Origin of the sequence: Demequina maris, from assembly GCF_000971155.1 — a bacterium.
Taxonomy (GTDB): Bacteria; Actinomycetota; Actinomycetes; order Actinomycetales; family Demequinaceae; genus Demequina; species Demequina maris.
In genome coordinates, this window is the sequence record NZ_BBLX01000001.1 from 257073 (window position 1) to 274133 (window position 17061).

Genomic DNA, 17061 nt, shown 5'->3' on the forward strand with positions numbered 1-17061 from the left:
GCCGCAGCTGCATCACGCGTGTGGAGAGCGGTCGCGGGCGACCGGGCGTCGGTCAGCCGTTGAGCAGCGTCGCGGCGCGGCGCGCGCCCTCGCCGAGCGACTCGAGCTTGGCCCACGCGATCTGCGGGTGGACGCGGCCGCCGAGGCCGCAGTCGGTCGACGCCACGACATTGTCGGGGCCGACGATCTCGGCGAAGCGGACGATGCGGTCCGCGACCAGGTCGGGGTGCTCGACCACGTTGGTGGCGTGGCTCACGACGCCCGGGAGGAGCTTCGTGCCGGCGGGGAGCTCGACGTCGCGCCACACCTTCCACTCGTGCTCGTGGCGCACGTTGCCCGCCTCGAACGAGATCGAGCCGGCGTTGATCTCCGCGACGAGGTCGACGATGTGGCGCAGCTCGAGGTCCGTGGTGTGCGGGCCGTGCCACGAGCCCCAGCACAGGTGGATCCGCACCTGGTCGCGCGGCAGGCCCTCGATCGCGTGGTTGATCGCGTCGATGCGGGTGCGCAGGAACGCGCGGTAGTCGTCGACGGACGGCTCGGGGTTGATCTGGTCCCAGCTCTCCGCGAGCGACGGGTCGTCGAGCTGCACGGTGAGGCCCGCGTCGACGATCGCCCGGTACTCCTCGCGCATGACGTCCGCCCACGCCCAGATGTGCTCCTCCTCGGACGCGAAGTACGCGTTGCCGATGCGCGCGGCACTGCCCGGCGCGAGCGACGTGATGAAGCCGGTCTCGAGGCCCGCGGCGTCGAGGCCGCCGCGCAGGTGCGCGATGTCGGCGGCGATCGCGTCCTGACCGCGGTAGGACAGCGGGCCCACGGCGATGGGCCAGAAGGGCGGCTCGCCCATGAGGACGCCGGAGGTCGGGTCGAAGTACGCCTCCTGGAAGGCCACCCAGTCGCGACGGTCGTTCATCGACGTGAGACGCACGTTGCCCGGCGACGAGCGGACCGGCTCGGGCATCGGCGCGTCCTTCGGCGGCAGCGCGAGACCGGCGGTGCGCTGGAACGAGTACGACCACCAGGCGCCGAAGTCGTGCGAGGCGGTCATCGCCTTGCCGTACTCGCCGTCGCCGACGATCGTGATGCCCGCGTCGACCTGACGCTGCACGAGGTCACGGACCGCCTGGCCCGCGAGCTCCTTGTACTCGTCGGTCTGGACGAGCGTGAACCCGTCCTCCGCGACCTCGAGGGCGGCGGTGGCCGCGACGAGCTCGGGCGATCGCGGCAGCGAGCCCGCGGTGGTGGTCTGGATGGTCAGCTCGGACATCGAGGCTCCTTGGCGCGCGCCCACGGCGCTCGCATCGAATCGGTGCGCGGGCACACGGCCCGCCCGGCGTGCAGTGACGACCCGCCCGCAATGCCCACCCGTGGTGGATCCGAGGCCTCGTTTGATGCGCGGCGGCGCGGCCATTCTGCCCGGTCGCGCCGCGTGTCGGCAAACGCGCTGGGACCGGTCACGACCGGACGGGAGCCTCGTCGAGCAGGGCCGGCAGAGCCTTCTCGATGGCCTCGTTCGTCGCGGTGAGACTGAGGCGGAAGTGGCCCGGCCGGTCGAACAGCGTGCCCGGCATGATGAGCACCCCGCGCGCCGCCAGACGCCGCGCCAGGGCGTCCGAGTCGCCGTCCGGCGCCTCCGCCCACAGGTAGAAGGTGCCCTCGGCCCGCGTCACGCGGAAGCCGGCGTCGGCGAGGGCCGCGTGCAGCCGGTCGCGGCGGCGCTGGAGCTCCTCGACGTCGATGGTGACGTCCTCGAGCGCGGGCGCGGCGTGCTGCATGAGCGCGTCGGGGAACCCCCAGCCGATCGCGAGCTGGGTCGGCACCAGCGCGTCGCGCAGGGTGGCGCGCACGTCGTCGGGCATCAACGGGCCGATCGCGAGGTAGCCGAGCCGCTGCCCGGGGGCGAGCAGCACCTTCCCGTAGCTGTAGTCGATGAGCGTCCACGGGTAGACCGCGGCGGGGCTCGTGAACGGGACGCCGTCGAACCGGATCCGCCGGTAGGGCTCGTCCGACAGGATCCAGATGCGGCGCCCGATCGCGGCGGAGCGCTCGTCCAGCGCGGCCGCGAGGCGCGCGAGCTGGTCGCGCGGGTAGACCCGTCCGGTGGGGTTCGCCGGCGAGTTCACGATCACGATGCGGGTGCGGTCCGTGACGGCGTCGACGATCGCGTCGACGTCGAGATCGAACGTGTCCGCGTCGAGCGCGACCGGGACCGGCACAAGGCCGCTGACCCGCAGCATCGGCGCGTAGCAGAACCAGCCCGGCACGGGGATGATCACCTCGTCGCCCTCGTCCGCCACCAGGTGAAGCGCGAGGTCGATCGCGCCGAACGCCCCCTGGGTCATCGCGATGTCGGCGCCCTCGAACGGCAGCCCGAGCTCGTCGCGCAGGCCCGCGGCGACCGTCGCCCGCGCGGGCTCCTCGTTGGTCTTGTACGCGAACCAGGCCTCCGACCGTGGCTCGACCTGGGTGCGCAGGGCGTCGACGAGGCCCGCGAGCGGCATCTCATGCGGGTTGCCGAAGGTGAGGTCGGCGATCCCGGGTTCGTCCGCCCGGGCGGAGACCTCCGCCAGGAACCGGGTCACCGGCCCGATCTCGTCCTCCGCGGCCCGGGCGCGCGTCGACAGCTCCATGGCATCCCCCCGTGCGTCCGGACCCGCGCCGGACCCCCGTCCATCGTCACCGGGGAGGCGGACGCCCGCAACCGGGCGCCGCCTCCCCCGCCGCTCACGCGGCCGCCGGCGCGGGCTCGCGCAGGAAGCGCGCGTACGCGGGAAGCGTGAGGAACGTCGGGAAGTCCTCGCCCAGGCAGAGCTCGCGCAAGAGGTCCGCGGCGTCGTCGAAGCGATCCGCCTCGCCGCGAGGGAGCCCCGCCAGCACCTGGTCGAGCACGCGCCCCACGTACGACGGCGTGACGAGGTTCCCCTCGGCCGTGACGACGCGCAGGCGGATCCACTGCCACAGCTGGGAGCGGCTGATCTCCGCGGTCGCGACGTCCTCCATCAGGTTGTCGATGGCCGCGGCGCCCGTGCCGCGCAGCCAGCTCTCGACGTAGCGCAGCCCCGCGGCGACGTTCGCACGCACGCCCGCCGCGGTCACCCGGGCACCGTCGATCCTGACATCGAGGAGGTCCTCCGCGGTGACGTGGACGTCGTCGCGCCGGCGGTCCATCTGGTTCGGGCGGTCGCCGAGCACGGCGTCGAACTCGGCGCGGGCCACCTCCACGAGGCCCGGGTGGGCGACCCAGCTGCCGTCGAAGCCGTCCCCGGCCTCGCGCCGCTTGTCGGCGGCGACGCGCGCGAGGGCCCGCTCCGTCGCCTCCGGGTCGCGCCGGTTCGGGATGAACGCGCTCATGCCGCCGATCGCCTGCGCGCCGCGGCGGTGGCACGTGGACACGAGGAGCTCGGTGTAGGCGCGCATGAAGGGCACGGTCATCCCGATCTCCGACCGGTCGGGCAGCACGTGCGCGGCGCCGCGCGCCCGGTAGCACTTGATCATCGAGAAGATGTAGTCCCAGCGCCCCGCGTTGAGGCCCGCACAGTGGTCCCGCAGCTCGTACAGCATCTCCTCCATCTCGAAGGCGGCGGGCAGCGTCTCGATGAGCATGGTCGCGCGGATGGTGCCGTGGTCGAGGCCCAGGTGCTCCTCGGCGAGGGTGAACACCTCGTCCCACAGCCGCGCCTCCAGGCGGCTCTCCATCTTCGGCAGGTAGAGGTACGGCCCCGACCCGGACTCGACCAGAGTGCGCGCGTTGGTGAGCACGTAGAGCGCGAAGTCGACCAGCGACGCCGACGCCGGGTGGCGGTGCCCATGGGGGTCCACGTGCAGCAGGTGGCTCTCGACCAGGTGCCAGCCGCGCGGGCGGAACACGATCGTGGGCGTCGTGTCGCCGAGACGGTACTCCCGGCCCTCGGGGCTCGTGTACGCGATCGTCCCCCGGATCGCGTCCTTGAGGTTGAGCTGGCCCTCGATCATGTTCGCCCAGGTGGGGGTGTTCGCGTCCTCGTGGTCCGCCAGCCACACCTTCGCGCCGGAGTTCATCGCGTTGATGGTCATCTTGCGGTCGGTCGGCCCCGTGATCTCGACGCGCCGGTCGTGGAGCCCCGGGCCGGGCCCGGCGACACGCCACGACGGGTCCTCGCGGATCGCGCGCGTCTCCGGCAGGAAGCCCGGGTCCGCGCCGGCCGCCATGGCCTCGGCCCGCTCCTGACGGGCGTGCAGCAGCTCCGCGCGGGTGCCCGCGAAGCGGCGGTGGAGGAGCGCGAGGAAGGCCAGCGCGTCGTCGGTGAGGATCTCGTCGTACCGGTCCCCCAGGGGTCCGGCGATCTCGATGCGGGTGTGGCACATGGCTCCTCCTAGAACTGCTCGGCCTCGGTCGAGCCCACGAGCGCGAGCGTCGACGCGGTGGGGTTGAGCGCGGTCGACACCTGGTCGAAGTACCCCGTGCCCACCTCCGCCTGGTGCTTGGTGGCGGTGTAGCCGCGGGCCTCGGCGGCGATCTCCGCCTCCTGCAGCCGCACGTACGCGCTCATCTGGGTGGCGGCGTAGTCCTGCGCGAGCTCGAACATGCCGTGGTTGAGGGAGTGGAAGCCCGCGAGGGTGATGAACTGGAACGCGTAACCCATCGCCGCCAGCTCGCGCTGGAACGACGCGATCTGCGCGTCGTCGAGGTGGCGGCGCCAGTTGAAGCTGGGCGAGCAGTTGTACGCGAGGCGCTTCTCGGGGTGCTCGGCGTGGATCGCCTCGGCGAAGCGGCGTGCCAGGTCGAGGTCGGGCGTCGACGACTCGACCCACAGCATGTCCGCGTAGGGCGCGTACGCGAGCCCGCGCGCGATCACCGGCTCGATGCCGCCGCGCACCTCGTAGAAGCCCTCCGCCGTCCGCTCGCCGGTGAGGAACTCGCGGTCCCGCTCGTCGACGTCGGAGGTGAGCAGGTTGGCGGCCAGCGCGTCGGTGCGCGCGATGATGACCGACGGGACGCCCGCGACGTCGGCCGCGAGGCGCGCGGCGTTGAGCGTGCGCACGTGCTGGGAGGTGGGCACGAGCACCTTGCCGCCCATGTGACCGCACTTCTTCTCCGAGGCGAGCTGGTCCTCCCAGTGCACCCCCGCGGCGCCCGCGGCGATCATCCCCTGCATGAGCTCGAAGGCGTTGAGCGGGCCGCCGAAGCCGGCCTCCGCGTCCGCGACGATCGGCGCGAGCCACTCGCGGCTCGTCCGCCCGGCCTCCGCGTGCTCGATCTGCGCCGCGCGCAGCAGCGCGTTGTTGATGCGCCGCACGACCGCCGGCACGGAGTTCGCCGGGTACAGGCTCTGGTCGGGGTACGTCTGACCCGCGAGGTTCGCGTCGGCCGCCACCTGCCAGCCGGACAGGTAGATGGCCTTGAGGCCCGCGCGGACCTGCTGCACGGCCTGGTTGCCCGTCAGCGCGCCGAGCGCGGACACCCACTGCTCCGGCCGGGTGCGGTTCGTCTCGATCATGTCCCACAGCGACTCGGCGCCGCGGCGCGCCAGGGTCGCGTCCTCACGGACCGGCCCGCGCAGCCGGACGACGTCCTCGGCGGTGTAGTCGCGTCGCACGCCGGACCAGCGCGGGTCCCAGGCCCACTCGGCCTCCAGCTCGGCGGCGGTCTGGTGCTGATCCCCGGGGCGGATCGTCATGTCCATGGTCGGCTCCTGTTCTCCCCACGTCGTCGTGGGCGTGACACGACCGTAGGCAGCACTTCAGGGACGATGCGCCGGGCTCCAGGGCAGAACTTCTCACGAAATTCTGGCTTCCGGAACGTTACCGTGCCAGGATCGCCGCATGAGCACGCCAGAGACGGCCCTCGACGACGAGGCCGGCCCCACCCCCCTCACCATCGGGCGCCGCGTGCGCAGCCTCCGTCAGGCCCGCGGCATGACCGTGAGCCAGCTCGGCGCCGCGATCGGGCGCGCGGCCTCGCAGATCTCCGTGATCGAGAACGGCCGTCGCGAGCTGCGGGTCTCCGAGCTGCGCGCGCTCGCCACCGCGCTCGGCGCGACGCTCGACGACCTGCTCGATCCGGCCCCGCCCTCGCGCCGGGACGCGCTCGAGCTCGCGCTGCAGCGCGTGCAGGAGGGGCCGCTGTTCGCCTCGCTCGACCTGCCGCCGCTGGCCGTGCGCCGGTCGCTTCCGGACGAGGCCATCGAGACGGTGCTGGCGCTGCACGCCGAGCTGGTGCGCCTGCACGAGCGGCGGGCGACGACCCCCGAGGAGGCCCGCCGGGCCAACACCGAGCTGCGCGCGGCCCAGCGCGAGCGCGCGAACTACTACCCCGCGCTCGAGGCGACCGCGCGCGACCTGCTGGGCGCGATCGACCACGGCGGTGGCCCGCTCTCCCACTCCGCCGCATCGTCCCTCGCGCGCCACCTCGGCTACTCGGTGCACTACGTGCACGACCTGCCCGTGACCACGCGGTCCGTCACGGACGGCCGCCACGGCCGCATCTACCTGCCCATCCGCCACGACGGTGGGGACCGCCGGGTGGTGCTGCTCCAGGCGATCGCGGCCTCGGTGCTCGGCCACGACGAGCCCGGCGGCTACGCGGAGCTGCTGCGCCAGCGCGTCGAGGCGAACTACCTCGCGGCGGCGCTGATGATGCCCGAGGACTCCGCGATCCGGATGCTCCAGGAGGCGAAGGCGGCCAAGGAGCTGTCCGTCGAGGACCTGCGCGACGCCTTCTCGGTGAGCTACGAGGCCGCGGCGCACCGCTTCTGCAACCTCGCGACGGAGCACCTCGGGCTGCCGGTGCACTTCCTCAAGGTGAGCGCCTCGGGCGTGCTGTCGAAGGCGTACGAGAACGACGACGTGCGGTTCCCGCAGGACGCGCTGGGCAACGTCCTCGGCCAGCGCGTGTGCCGCCAGTGGAGCGCGCGCCAGGTGTTCGAGCGCGACGACCGCTACGGGATCTACCACCAGTACACGGACAAGCCCAACGGCACCTACTGGTGCACGTCGGCGGTGCAGACCGATGCCGGCGGGGACTTCTCGGTGTCGGTGGGCACCCAGTACGCGCATTCGAAGTGGTTCCGCGGACGCGACACCACCACGCGCCGCTACTCGAGCTGCCCCGAGCCCGGCTGCTGCGGCGAGCCCGCGCCCGGCCTCGCGGAGCGCTGGACCGACGCCGCGCGCCCGGCCGCGCGCATCAACTCGTCCCTGCTGGCCGCGACGCCGTCCGGCTCGGCGACCGGGATCGACCGCGTCGCCGTCTACGAGTTCCTCGAGCAGCACGCCCCCGAGGCCTGAACGCGTCCCTCCCCGGCTCGGCGCCATGTGTGAGCGAAGACACGCGCGGAGATCCTTCAAATCGACGTAAAGACTTGGTAACGTCCGTTGGCGTGAGCAAAGACGCCACCATCCGGACCCTGCGCCTCATCGGCGCGTCCATCATCCTGTCCGCGCTGGGCTTCCAGGCGTGGGCGGACCTCTCCTACGGGACCTTCACGTGGGGCCAGCTGCCGGGCTACTTCACGCCGCTCGCCAACCTCGCGGGCATCGTGGCGCTGCTCGCGGCCGCACGGCGCGGCCGGCCCGAGGCGCGCTGGGTCACGGTGCTGCGCGTGAACTCGGCGACGTACCTCGTCGTGGTCGGCGCGGTCTACTGGGCGCTGCTCGCACCGTTCACCACGCCGTACTACCCGTGGGCGAACGCGATCCTGCACGGCGGCTCGGGGCTCATCCTGGTGCTGGACTGGATCCTCATCGGCGGCCGCCGCAGGCTGCCGCTGAGCACCCTGTGGAGCGTCCTCGGCCTGCCGGCGGTCTGGGTGTCCTACCTGCTCTTCCGCGCGTTCCTCGACGGCTGGGTGCCCTACCCGTTCCTGGACCCGGCGCGCGGCCTCGCCGCGATCCTGGCGACGCTGGGCGCGATCGCCGCGGTGGGGCTCGGGGTCTCCGGCCTCCTGCGCGTGCTCGCGGTGCTCAGGCCGGCGACCTTCTGGCCGGTCCCGGTGCGTGCGCGCGTGAACGCGCGGGCTCCTCGCGACTGAGGGCGCCACCTCGGCCCTCAGGACGATGCGCGGGCTCGCCCTGCACCCGCGGCCCGCCGGGTCTACGTTGATTCAGGGGGGATCCCACCTGGCAGCACGGCCGAGGAGGTTCGCGATGGCATCCGAGCAGGGCGACCACGAGGACGGGGCGCCGGGGCGCCGCGCATTCACCAACGACTTCGACGACTTCGCCGAGCCGTGGTACACGATGCCCCCGGACAGCATGCCGCCGGAGATGGCGTACCAGATCGTCCACGACGAGGCGCTGCTCGACGGCAACGCGCGCCTCAACCTCGCGACGTTCGTCGGCACGTGGATGGACGAGCACGCCAACCGCCTGTACGCGCAGACGTTCGACAAGAACATGATCGACAAGGACGAGTACCCCAAGACCGCGGAGATCGAGACGCGGTGCTGGCGGATCCTCGCCGACCTGTGGCACGCGCCCGACCCGGAGCACGCGATCGGCACCTCCACCATCGGCTCGTCGGAGGCGGCGATGCTCGCCGGGCTGGCGCTGATGCGTCGCTGGCGCGCGCGCCGGCGCGCGGAGGGCAAGCCGACCGACCGTCCAAACCTCATCATGAGCGCCGCCGTGCAGGTGTGCTGGGAGAAGTTCTGCAACTACTGGGACGTCGAGGCCCGCCTCGTGCCGGTGTCGCTCGCGCATCCCACGTTCGACGGCAGCGACCTCGGCTCGTACGTCGACGAGAACACCATCGGGGTCGTCGCGATCATGGGGGTGACCTACACGGGCGCGTACGAGCCGGTCGCGGCGATCGCGAAGGCGCTCGACCGCGTCCAGGCCGATACGGGGCTCGACGTGCCCATCCATGTCGACGGCGCCTCGGGCGCCATGGTCGCGCCCTTCATCCAGCCGGAGCTCGCGTGGGACTTCCAGGTGGAGCGGGTCGTCTCGATCAACACGTCCGGCCACAAGTACGGGCTCGTCTACCCCGGGCTGGGCTGGGTGGTGTGGCGGACCCGCGAGCACCTGCCCGACGACATGATCTTCTCCGTCAGCTATCTCGGCGGCGACATGCCCACGCTCGCGCTCAACTTCTCGCGGCCGGGCGCGCAGGTGCTGCTGCAGTACTACCTCTTCCTGCGCCTCGGACGCGAGGGGTACGCCGAGGTCCACGGGCACACGCGGGACGTGGCGCTCTACGTCTCGGGGCAGATCGGAGCGATGGGGCCCTTCGAGCTCGTGAGCGACGGCAGCGACATCCCGGTCTTCGCCTGGCGGCTCAAGGAGGGCCACACCGACAACTGGGACCTCTACAACCTCTCCGACAAGCTGCGCGCCCGCGGCTGGCAGGTGCCGGCCTATCCGCTCCCCGAGGACATGCAGGACGTCACGGTCCAGCGCATCGTCGTCCGGCGCGGGCGCCGTGCCGTGGCGCGCGACTTCCTGGAGGACTTCCGGGCGTGCGTCGAGTACCTGGACGGGCTCGACGGTCCCATCCCGGTCGAACGGCCGGGCTCCGCCTTCCACCACTGACGCTCACGCGCGCGCGACGGCCGCGGTCGCGCCCGGGCGGACCAGCACCGCCGCGGCGAGGAAGCACAGCCCGCCCAGGACCGTGCCGAGGTTCGCCCAGAACAGGCTGACGAAGGTCGTGGTGTCGGGCACCACGTACGCGCCGATGGCCGACACCCCGAACGCGACCGACCCGACCATGTTGAGCCACGCCGCCTGCGGCGTGCGCGCCCGCACCTGCCAGAGCTCGTGCCGCCTCCGGGAGGCGGCGAGCGCGAGGCCGCCCGACACGAGGAAGGCGAGCGAGCCCCACGCGTTCGACCGCCACCCGATGCCGACGGCGTCCGGAGCCGCGATCGCCGCGAGGAGCGCCGCGAACGTGCTGACGTTGAAGAGCACGGTGCCGACGGACTGCACGGCGGCCGACCACCAGTCGTAGCGGTCCGCCGTCGAGGCGCCCCGATGGGGCGGGCGGCGGCCGCTCAGCAGCAGCTGGATGAGGCCCGCGGCGGTGAACAGCAGCGAGCCCGTGAAGAACGTCACACCGGTCGCCACCGCGCCCACGGCCTCGGCGTACCAGGGCAGCGCCCCGGCGATGAAGCACAGCGACCCGAGGCCGAAGCCCCACGCCTCCGCCCGAAGCCGGATGTACCTGCGAGGAGACACCTCGTCGCGCGGCCGATCGTCCATGCCTCGACTGTAGGACGGGAGGTCCCACGACGGCGGCGCGAGCGTCCGTGCGCACCGGTCGCAGGCACCCCGGATTCCCTACCGCATCGGCGACGCGAAGTTGCTTCTCGTAATCAATTTGTTATCTTCTTTCGAGATCTTCGAGGAGTACCGCTTGTTCTTCACCCGCCTTCCCTTCCCCCGCCGCGCCCAGCGCGCCGCCTCCGCCACCGTCGCCACCGGCGCGATCAGCCTGGGCTACGCCACCGCCGCGCTCGCCTCGCCGGCGGGCACCCCGGCCGATGCGGGCGACCTGCCCGCACAGCACCCGGAGACCGCGCAGACCGCCGAGCTGACCGTCGCGCCGATCTCGGCCGACACCGAGGCCAGCTGGGGCGGCGCGGAGATCCCCGAGGTGGAGGTCACGCCGCTGTGGGAGCAGCCCAAGCAGATCGCCAAGGCCCGGCGCCTCGCGTCGGACCCCGAGGTGGTCGCCACCGCCGCGGTGCACCTGCGGGCGGACGCGTCGCTCAAGGCCGACTCGCTGACGATCGTGCCCGAGGGCGCGGAGCTCGGCACGGACGCCGACGCGGTCACGCAGGGCAAGTTCACCCGGGTGTACACCGAGGACGGCCTCACGGGCTTCATCGCGACCCGCCTGCTCGACGACTACGTGGTCGAGGCCGTCGAGACCGCCGCGACCGCCAGCACGTCGAGCTCCTCGAGCGCCTCGACGAGCTCGGCCGCGGCCTCGGGAAGCTACGCGAGCATCGTCTCCGCGGCCCTCTCCCAGGTCGGGTCGGCCTACGCCTACGCCTCGGCGACGCCGGGCGCGTTCGACTGCTCGGGGCTCGTGTCGTGGGCCTACGCGCAGGTGGGCATCAGCGTCCCGCACTCGTCGAGCGCCATCCGCGCCGCCGGCACCGTCATCTCCTCTGCCGACGCCCAGCCCGGCGACATCATCTGGTCGCCCGGCCACGTCTCGATCTACCTCGGCAACGGCCAGCAGGTCGAGGCCGTCGGTCCCGGCAGCGGCGTCCAGCAGACCAGCATCTGGCAGTCGAGCCCGGTCTTCCTGCGGTACTGACGGTCCGCAACGCGTCGCGCAGGCGCGTCGGCACCGGTCGGCGGTCCCGGCCGGAACGCGATACGGTCGCGCCATGACCCACGTGTCCGGAACCCAGCTCACCCTCACCCACGGCGACCAGGTCGCCACGCTCGCCACGGTCGGCGCCGCGCTGCGCGCGTACACCGTCGGCGGGCGCGACGTCGTGGTGCCCTTCGGCGCGGACGAGATCGCACCGGCCTTCCACGGCATGGTGCTCGCGCCCTGGCCGAACCGCCTGCGCGACGGCCAGTACTCCTTCGGCGGCCTCGACCTGCAGGTCGCGCTCACCGAGCCCGCGCGCGGCACCGCTCTCCACGGCCTCGTGTGCTGGGAGGACTGGACCGTCGCGACGTCCGGCGAGTCCTCGGCCACCCTGAGCCTCGACCTCCCCGCGAGCCCCGGCTACCCGTTCCAGCTCGCTCTCGAGGCCACCTATGCGCTCTCCGACGAGGGCCTCACCATCACCACGGTCGCCCGCAACCGCGGCAACGCCCCCCTCCCCTACGGCGTGGGCTTCCACCCCTGGTTCGCTCCGGGCGGCACCCCGCTCGACGACTGCACGCTGCAGCTCGACGCCGCGTCCCGCGTGACCGTGGACGAGCGGCTGCTGCCCGCGGACGTCGTGCCGGTGGACGGCGACTTCGACCTCCGTGAGCCGCGCGCGCTGCCCGGCGTCGCCTTCGACGATGCGTGGGTGGACCCGATCCTCGACGCGGACGGCCGCTCGTGGGCCCGCCTGGGCTGGGCCGACGGCTCCACCGTCGAGATCTGGGCGGACTCCGAGGCCACGGCGTGGCAGATCTGCACCGGCGACGAGGTGCCCGGCGTGCGCCGCGCGGGCGTCGCGATCGAGCCGATGTCCTGCATCGCCGACGCGTTCCGCACCGGCGAGCACCTCGTCACGATCGAGCCCGGCGCGACCCACACGCTCGCCTGGGGCATGCGCCTGCGCTGAGCCGCCACGCTCGCACGACGCCCCCGCGACGCCTCGACGTCCGGGGGCGTCGTCGTCCCCGCTCAGGACACCGTGCGCCGACGTGCCACGCCGACGGCCACGAGGAGGCACCCGACGGCGGCGACGACCACCAGTCCCGCGATCGCCCCGCCGGCGGGCCCGAAGCCGAGGCATGACGCGAGGAGCCGGCGGGCGGCCTGGGTCGGCAGCAGCGCGACCCCGTCCAGCGCCGCAGGCACCGTCGAGGAGGTCCCCACCGCGAGCGTGGCGACCGCGACCACGACCGCGACCACGCGTCCCACCCCTCCGAGGGCCGCGGCGAGCCCCGCGTGGGCGATCCCGAACACCGCGCCGATCGCCGCGGCCGCCGCCGCGAACGCCACCCGTGAGCCCAGGCCGGCATCGACGAACCACACCACGGCCGCCGCCACGACCACCCCCTGCGCGAGCCCGGCCAGGCCCGCGGAGCGGATCGACCCGCCCGCGATCGCCCCGGTGGACGCGGCGGTCATCAGACGCCGGCGCGGCACCGCGCGGTGCGCCAGCGCGAGCGCGATCCCCCCGACCCACAGGCCCAGGACGGCGAACAGCGGCACGGACACCACGCCGTCCGGCGCCGGGTCCACGACCGCGTCCACCGGCCGTGCGGCCACCGTCGACAGGGTCGCGATGTCCTTCTTCGAGTAGGTGGGGATCTGGGCGGCCGCCTCGTCCAGCCCGTCGGCGAGCTGGCCCGCCCCGTCATCGAGCGAGGCCGCGCCCTCGTCGACGGAAGCGGCGCCCTCCGCCACCGAGGCGCCCCCGGCCGCCGAGTCCGCGGCACCGGACGCCACCTCGTCCGCGCCGGCCGCCGCATCGTCCACGCCCGTGACCAGGTCCGGCATGCTCGCGACGAGCGCCGCGTCGCCCGCCGCGACCCGATCCGCGCCGCCCGCCAGCGTCGCGACCGTCTGCTGCGCGGCCCGCACGCGGCCCTCGAGGACCGTCCCGCGTGCGCAGCCCGGCTGACGGGGGCGCGCGCACAGGTCGTCGACCAGGCCACCGAGCGCTTCCGCGGCACCGGCGAGCAGCACCGCCTCGGCGTCGAGCCCCGCCGCCACCTCGGCCGCGCCCGTCGCGAGCCGCGCCGTCTCGCCCGGGAGCGCCTGGACCGAGGCCGCGAGCGTGCCGAGCCCCGTCGCCAGCGCCGCCGCGCCCGCGTCCAGCGAGTCGAGCCCCGCGGCCAGCTCGTCCGCGCCGTCGGCGAGCTCGGCGGCTCCCTCCGCGAGGGAGTCGGCGCCCGCGGCGAGCTGCGCCGCGCCGTCCGCGGCCTGCGCGACCGAGTCCTGGATCTGGTTGAAGCCGTCGTACACGTTCGCGAGGTAGCGCGCGGTGAGCTGGGCGTTGAGGCTCGCCACGGCCGCCTCGGCCACGACGTCGGTCAGCGCGGGGTCGAGGAAGGCGGTCGCGGGCGTCGTCCGCACGTGGATCGTCGCCGCGACCGCATCCTTGGCCGGGCCCGACAGGGACGTCGCGTCGGCGGAGAACGACGGCGGGATCCGCACGATCGCGGCGTACCGGCCGGCGTCGAGCCCGGCGTCCGCGTCGGTCTGGTTCGTGAGCACCCAGGTGAAGTTGGGCGTCGACGGAGCGGGGCTGGCCGACGCGTCGGGTCCCGGGTCGTCGGGCGCGCCGGTACCCGCCTGCCCGCCGATGAGCTGCCCGGCGAACTCGCGGCCGAGGGGCACGAGCTGCCCCTGCACCTTGACGGGCGTGTCCGCGTTGACGACGGCCGCGGTGACGCGCTCGAGGTCCCCGGACGGCGCGGCGAGCGCCCATGCGAGCAGGCCCGCGACCGCGAGCGGCACCGCGAGGATCCCGAGCAGGGTCCTCCAGGACCAGGTCTCCGCGCCGGCGGTGCCGTCGAACGGCCGGGCGCTCATGCGGGCGCCCCCGCGACAGCCACGACGGGCACGCGGCCGAGGTCGGCCGTGTGGATCCTCACGCCTGCCGGGAGGAGCCCGACGATGTCGACCTCGTGCTCGTTCGCGACCACGACGGTGAGCGGCGCACCGGCGCGTGCGGAGACGTCCCGTCGGATGCCGTCCAGAGCGCGCGCGAGCGCCTGCCGGTCCGCGGCGTCGCGCATCGTGCCGATGCCGTCGATCGCGACGATCGCGGTGCGCGCCCCCGCCGCCGCATCCGCCAGCGCATCGGCCACATCACGCGCGACAGCGAGGTTCGCGTAGCCGGACCTGCGCCGGAGCGACGCGGCGCGCACGGGCAGCACCAGGCCGTCCACCTTGGCCGAGCCGGCGACCACGGGCACGCGTCCCGTGAGCCCGAGCAGCACGCGGGTCCGCTCGGCGGCGGACCCGCCCTCGACCACGAGCACCTCCCCGGGTGCGACGGTCGCGGCGAGCGGTCGCGCGTCCTCGGGCACGCCCGCGACCCGGACGCCCTCCAGGGCCAGGGCGAGGTCCGCGCCCGGCTGGGGCCAGTCCGCGAGGGCGTCCTCGGCGGTCAACCCGGTGCCCTCGACGTCGACGTGCGGCAGGATCCGGTCGAGCGCGGCGGGGAACCACCAGGTGGCGCGGCCGAAGAGCGCCGAGACCGCGGGGATCAGCGTCATCCGCACGAGGAACGCGTCGCATGCGACGCCCACGGCGAGCCCGAGCGCGATGGGCTGGATCGAGGCCTCGCCGCCGCGCACGAAGCCACCGAAGACCGCGGTCATGATGATCGCCGCCGCGGTGACCACCCGCGCCGACCCGACGAAGCCGTGGTGGATCGCCCGGCGCGGCTCGGGTCGTTCGAGGTACGACTCGCGCATGCGGCTCACCAGGAACACCTCGTAGTCCATCGCGAGCCCGAACAGCACGCCCATCACGATGATCGGCATGAAGCTGATGATGGAGCCCACGTGGGCGACCTCGAGGGGACCGGTCAGCGCGCCGTCGATGAAGACCAGCGACGTCACGCCGAACGCGAGGCCGATGGACAGCAGGTAGCCCAGCGCGGCCGTCACCGGGACGACGATCGAGCGGAAGACCATGGCCAGCAGCACGAGCGAGATCCCGACCACGAGCAGCGCGAACGGGACGAGGGCGCCGCCGAGCTGGTCCGAGATGTCGATCCCCACCGCGGTGTAGCCCGTGACGGAGAGCTCGACCGCGTAGTCCTCGAGCCAGGTCGGCTCCAGCGCGCGCAACGCGTGGACCACGCGCTCGGTCTGCTCGGAGTCGGGCGCGCCGTCCGGGATCGCCTGGATGATCGCGGTGTCGCCGGTCTGGTTCGGGGTCGCGAGGGCGATGGACGCGACGCCGGGGACGTCGGCGATCTGGTCGGCGATGTCGTCGACGAGCGTGACGGGGTCCGTGCTCTGGATGACCGAGCCGGTCACGAGCAGGGGTCCGTTGAAGCCGGGTCCGAAGTGCTCGCCGATGAGGTCGTACGTGGTGCGGCCCGGCGTGCCGTCGGGCAGCGAGCCCGCGTCGGGCAGGGCGAGCCGCAGGTCGAGCGCGGGCAGGGCCGCCGCGCCGAGCAGCCCGACCACGAGCACCACGGTGACGGCCGGCCACCGCGTGACGGCGCGGACCCAGTGCCCGAACACGCCGCCGACGGGCGCCTCGGGGGGCGGCTCCGGCGGCGGCTCCGCTGGCGGGGGCGGGTCGGCGCCCTCCGTCTCCCGCGCATCGTCCGGCGGGACCGCGTCGCCGCCCGCCGCATCGTCCCCGGCGTCGGCGGCCTCCTCGGGCGGGGGGTGCCCCGGTCGGAAGGGTCTCCCGACGGCGCGCCAGCCCGCGAAGCCCAGCAGCGCCGGCGTGAGCGTAAGCCCGATGAGCGCCGCGGCCGCCACGCCCGCGGCGGCCGCGATCCCCGTCACCGTGAGGAACGGGATCCCTGCGACCGACAGCCCGGCCAGCGCGATGATGACGGTGGTCGCGGCGAAGGCCACCGCCGAGCCCGCGGTGGCGATCGCGCGGGGCGCGGACTCCTCGGGCGTCATGCCCCGCCGGAGCTGGTCCTGATGGCGGCTGATGACGAACAGGGCGTAGTCGACGCCGACGGCGAGCCCGAGCATGACCGCGAGCAGCGGCGCGGTCGAGGTGATCGTGACCCACCGCGTCACCGCGAACACCAGCGCGACGGCGATGCCGACGCCGAGCGTCGCGGTGACCAGCGGCATCCCCGCCGCGACGAGCGACGCGAACGTGATCGCGAGGACCACGTAGGCGAGGCCGAGGCTGGTGACCTCGCTCGCGCCGATGCCCGGGTCGGTCTGCGAGAACAGCTGCCCGCCGACCGCGACCTGCGACCCGTCCGGAAGCTGCTTCTCGAGCTGGCGACCGGCTCGTTGCAGCGCGGACTCCGTCGACGGCAGCACCTCGGGCACCTGGACCGCGAGCTGGATGGGCACCAGCGCGGCCGCGTCGTCGGGCGCGATGTTGCTGCTGGTCGTGTCCCCGTACGGCGACGTCGCGCCTGCGACCTGGTCGATCTGCGCGATCTGCGCGACGGCGTGCTCGACGGCGTCCCGGAAGCGTTCGGTGGTGACGTCGCCGCCGGCGGGTGCCACGGCGATCAGCTGCGCGGACGTCCCGGAGAACTGCGGGAACGTGCGCGCGAGCGCGTCGAGCGCGTCCTGCGACTCGGTGCCGGGGAACGTGTAGCTGTTGTTGGTGCCGGTGCCCACCGCGGCGGACAGCGCGATCGCGGCGCCCAGCACCACGATCCAGCCCACGAGCACGAGCCGACGCGCCTCGTAGGCCCACCGGCCCAGGGCGAAGAGCATCGCGGACATCGGCTCACCTCGCTCCGCTCGCACCGGCGGGGAGGCGCCCCAGTGAGAGGAATC

General features: G+C 73.8%; 12 protein-coding genes. 5 read left to right on the forward strand and 7 right to left on the reverse strand.

What is annotated here, in order from left to right:
* Positions 1–52: 52 nt before the first annotated feature.
* The 4 genes from AOM02_RS01230 to aceA form a co-directional block, all read right to left on the reverse strand.
* A complete protein-coding gene (locus AOM02_RS01230; RefSeq protein WP_174442413.1) occupies positions 53–1270 on the reverse strand; it encodes a cobalamin-independent methionine synthase II family protein in 1218 nt (405 codons plus the stop codon).
* A gap of 187 nt (positions 1271–1457) precedes the next feature.
* Positions 1458–2633, reverse strand: coding sequence for an aminotransferase class I/II-fold pyridoxal phosphate-dependent enzyme (locus AOM02_RS01235; protein WP_062295789.1), 1176 nt, complete (start codon positions 2631–2633; stop codon positions 1458–1460).
* Positions 2634–2727: 94 nt separating this feature from the next.
* Positions 2728–4347: a malate synthase A gene (aceB, locus tag AOM02_RS01240; protein WP_062295791.1), complete on the reverse strand. Its 1620-nt coding sequence runs from the start codon at positions 4345–4347 to the stop codon at positions 2728–2730.
* A gap of 8 nt (positions 4348–4355) precedes the next feature.
* Positions 4356–5666, reverse strand: coding sequence for an isocitrate lyase (gene aceA / locus AOM02_RS01245; RefSeq protein WP_062295793.1), 1311 nt, complete (start codon positions 5664–5666; stop codon positions 4356–4358).
* Positions 5667–5805: 139 nt separating this feature from the next.
* Here aceA and AOM02_RS01250 point away from each other — a divergent pair, with 139 nt between their 5' ends.
* The 3 genes from AOM02_RS01250 (at position 5806) to gad (ending at position 9513) form a co-directional block, all read left to right on the forward strand.
* Positions 5806–7269: a helix-turn-helix transcriptional regulator gene (locus AOM02_RS01250; RefSeq protein WP_062295795.1), complete on the forward strand. Its 1464-nt coding sequence runs from the start codon at positions 5806–5808 to the stop codon at positions 7267–7269.
* A 92-nt stretch (positions 7270–7361) separates the two neighbouring features.
* A complete protein-coding gene (locus AOM02_RS01255; RefSeq protein WP_062295797.1) occupies positions 7362–8012 on the forward strand; it encodes a Pr6Pr family membrane protein in 651 nt (216 codons plus the stop codon).
* A 115-nt stretch (positions 8013–8127) separates the two neighbouring features.
* Positions 8128–9513: a glutamate decarboxylase gene (gene gad, locus AOM02_RS01260; RefSeq protein ID WP_082104801.1), complete on the forward strand. Its 1386-nt coding sequence runs from the start codon at positions 8128–8130 to the stop codon at positions 9511–9513.
* 3 nt (positions 9514–9516) lie between these two features.
* On the opposite strand, the gene AOM02_RS01265 is transcribed toward gad, so the two are convergent.
* Positions 9517–10182: a hypothetical protein gene (locus tag AOM02_RS01265; RefSeq protein ID WP_062295799.1), complete on the reverse strand. Its 666-nt coding sequence runs from the start codon at positions 10180–10182 to the stop codon at positions 9517–9519.
* 100 nt (positions 10183–10282) lie between these two features.
* On the opposite strand from AOM02_RS01265, the gene AOM02_RS01270 reads away from it, so the two are divergent.
* Together AOM02_RS01270 and AOM02_RS01275 are read left to right on the forward strand one after the other, a co-directional pair.
* Positions 10283–11248 (forward strand): C40 family peptidase, encoded by a 966-nt coding sequence (locus tag AOM02_RS01270; RefSeq protein ID WP_228373745.1) that lies wholly within the window; start codon positions 10283–10285, stop codon positions 11246–11248.
* Positions 11249–11321: 73 nt separating this feature from the next.
* On the forward strand, positions 11322–12224 hold the full coding sequence (locus tag AOM02_RS01275; protein WP_062295803.1) for an aldose 1-epimerase family protein: 903 nt from the start codon (positions 11322–11324) through the stop codon (positions 12222–12224).
* Between the two features lie 62 nt (positions 12225–12286).
* Here the strand turns inward: AOM02_RS01275 and AOM02_RS01280 are convergent, their stop codons facing one another.
* Positions 12287–14146 (reverse strand): YhgE/Pip domain-containing protein, encoded by a 1860-nt coding sequence (locus AOM02_RS01280; RefSeq protein WP_062295805.1) that lies wholly within the window; start codon positions 14144–14146, stop codon positions 12287–12289.
* Entirely contained in the window at positions 14143–17007 is a 2865-nt protein-coding gene (locus AOM02_RS01285) for an MMPL family transporter (protein WP_062295807.1), read from the reverse strand. Before AOM02_RS01285 ends, AOM02_RS01280 begins: the two co-directional genes overlap by 4 nt.
* Positions 17008–17061: the final 54 nt, after the last annotated feature.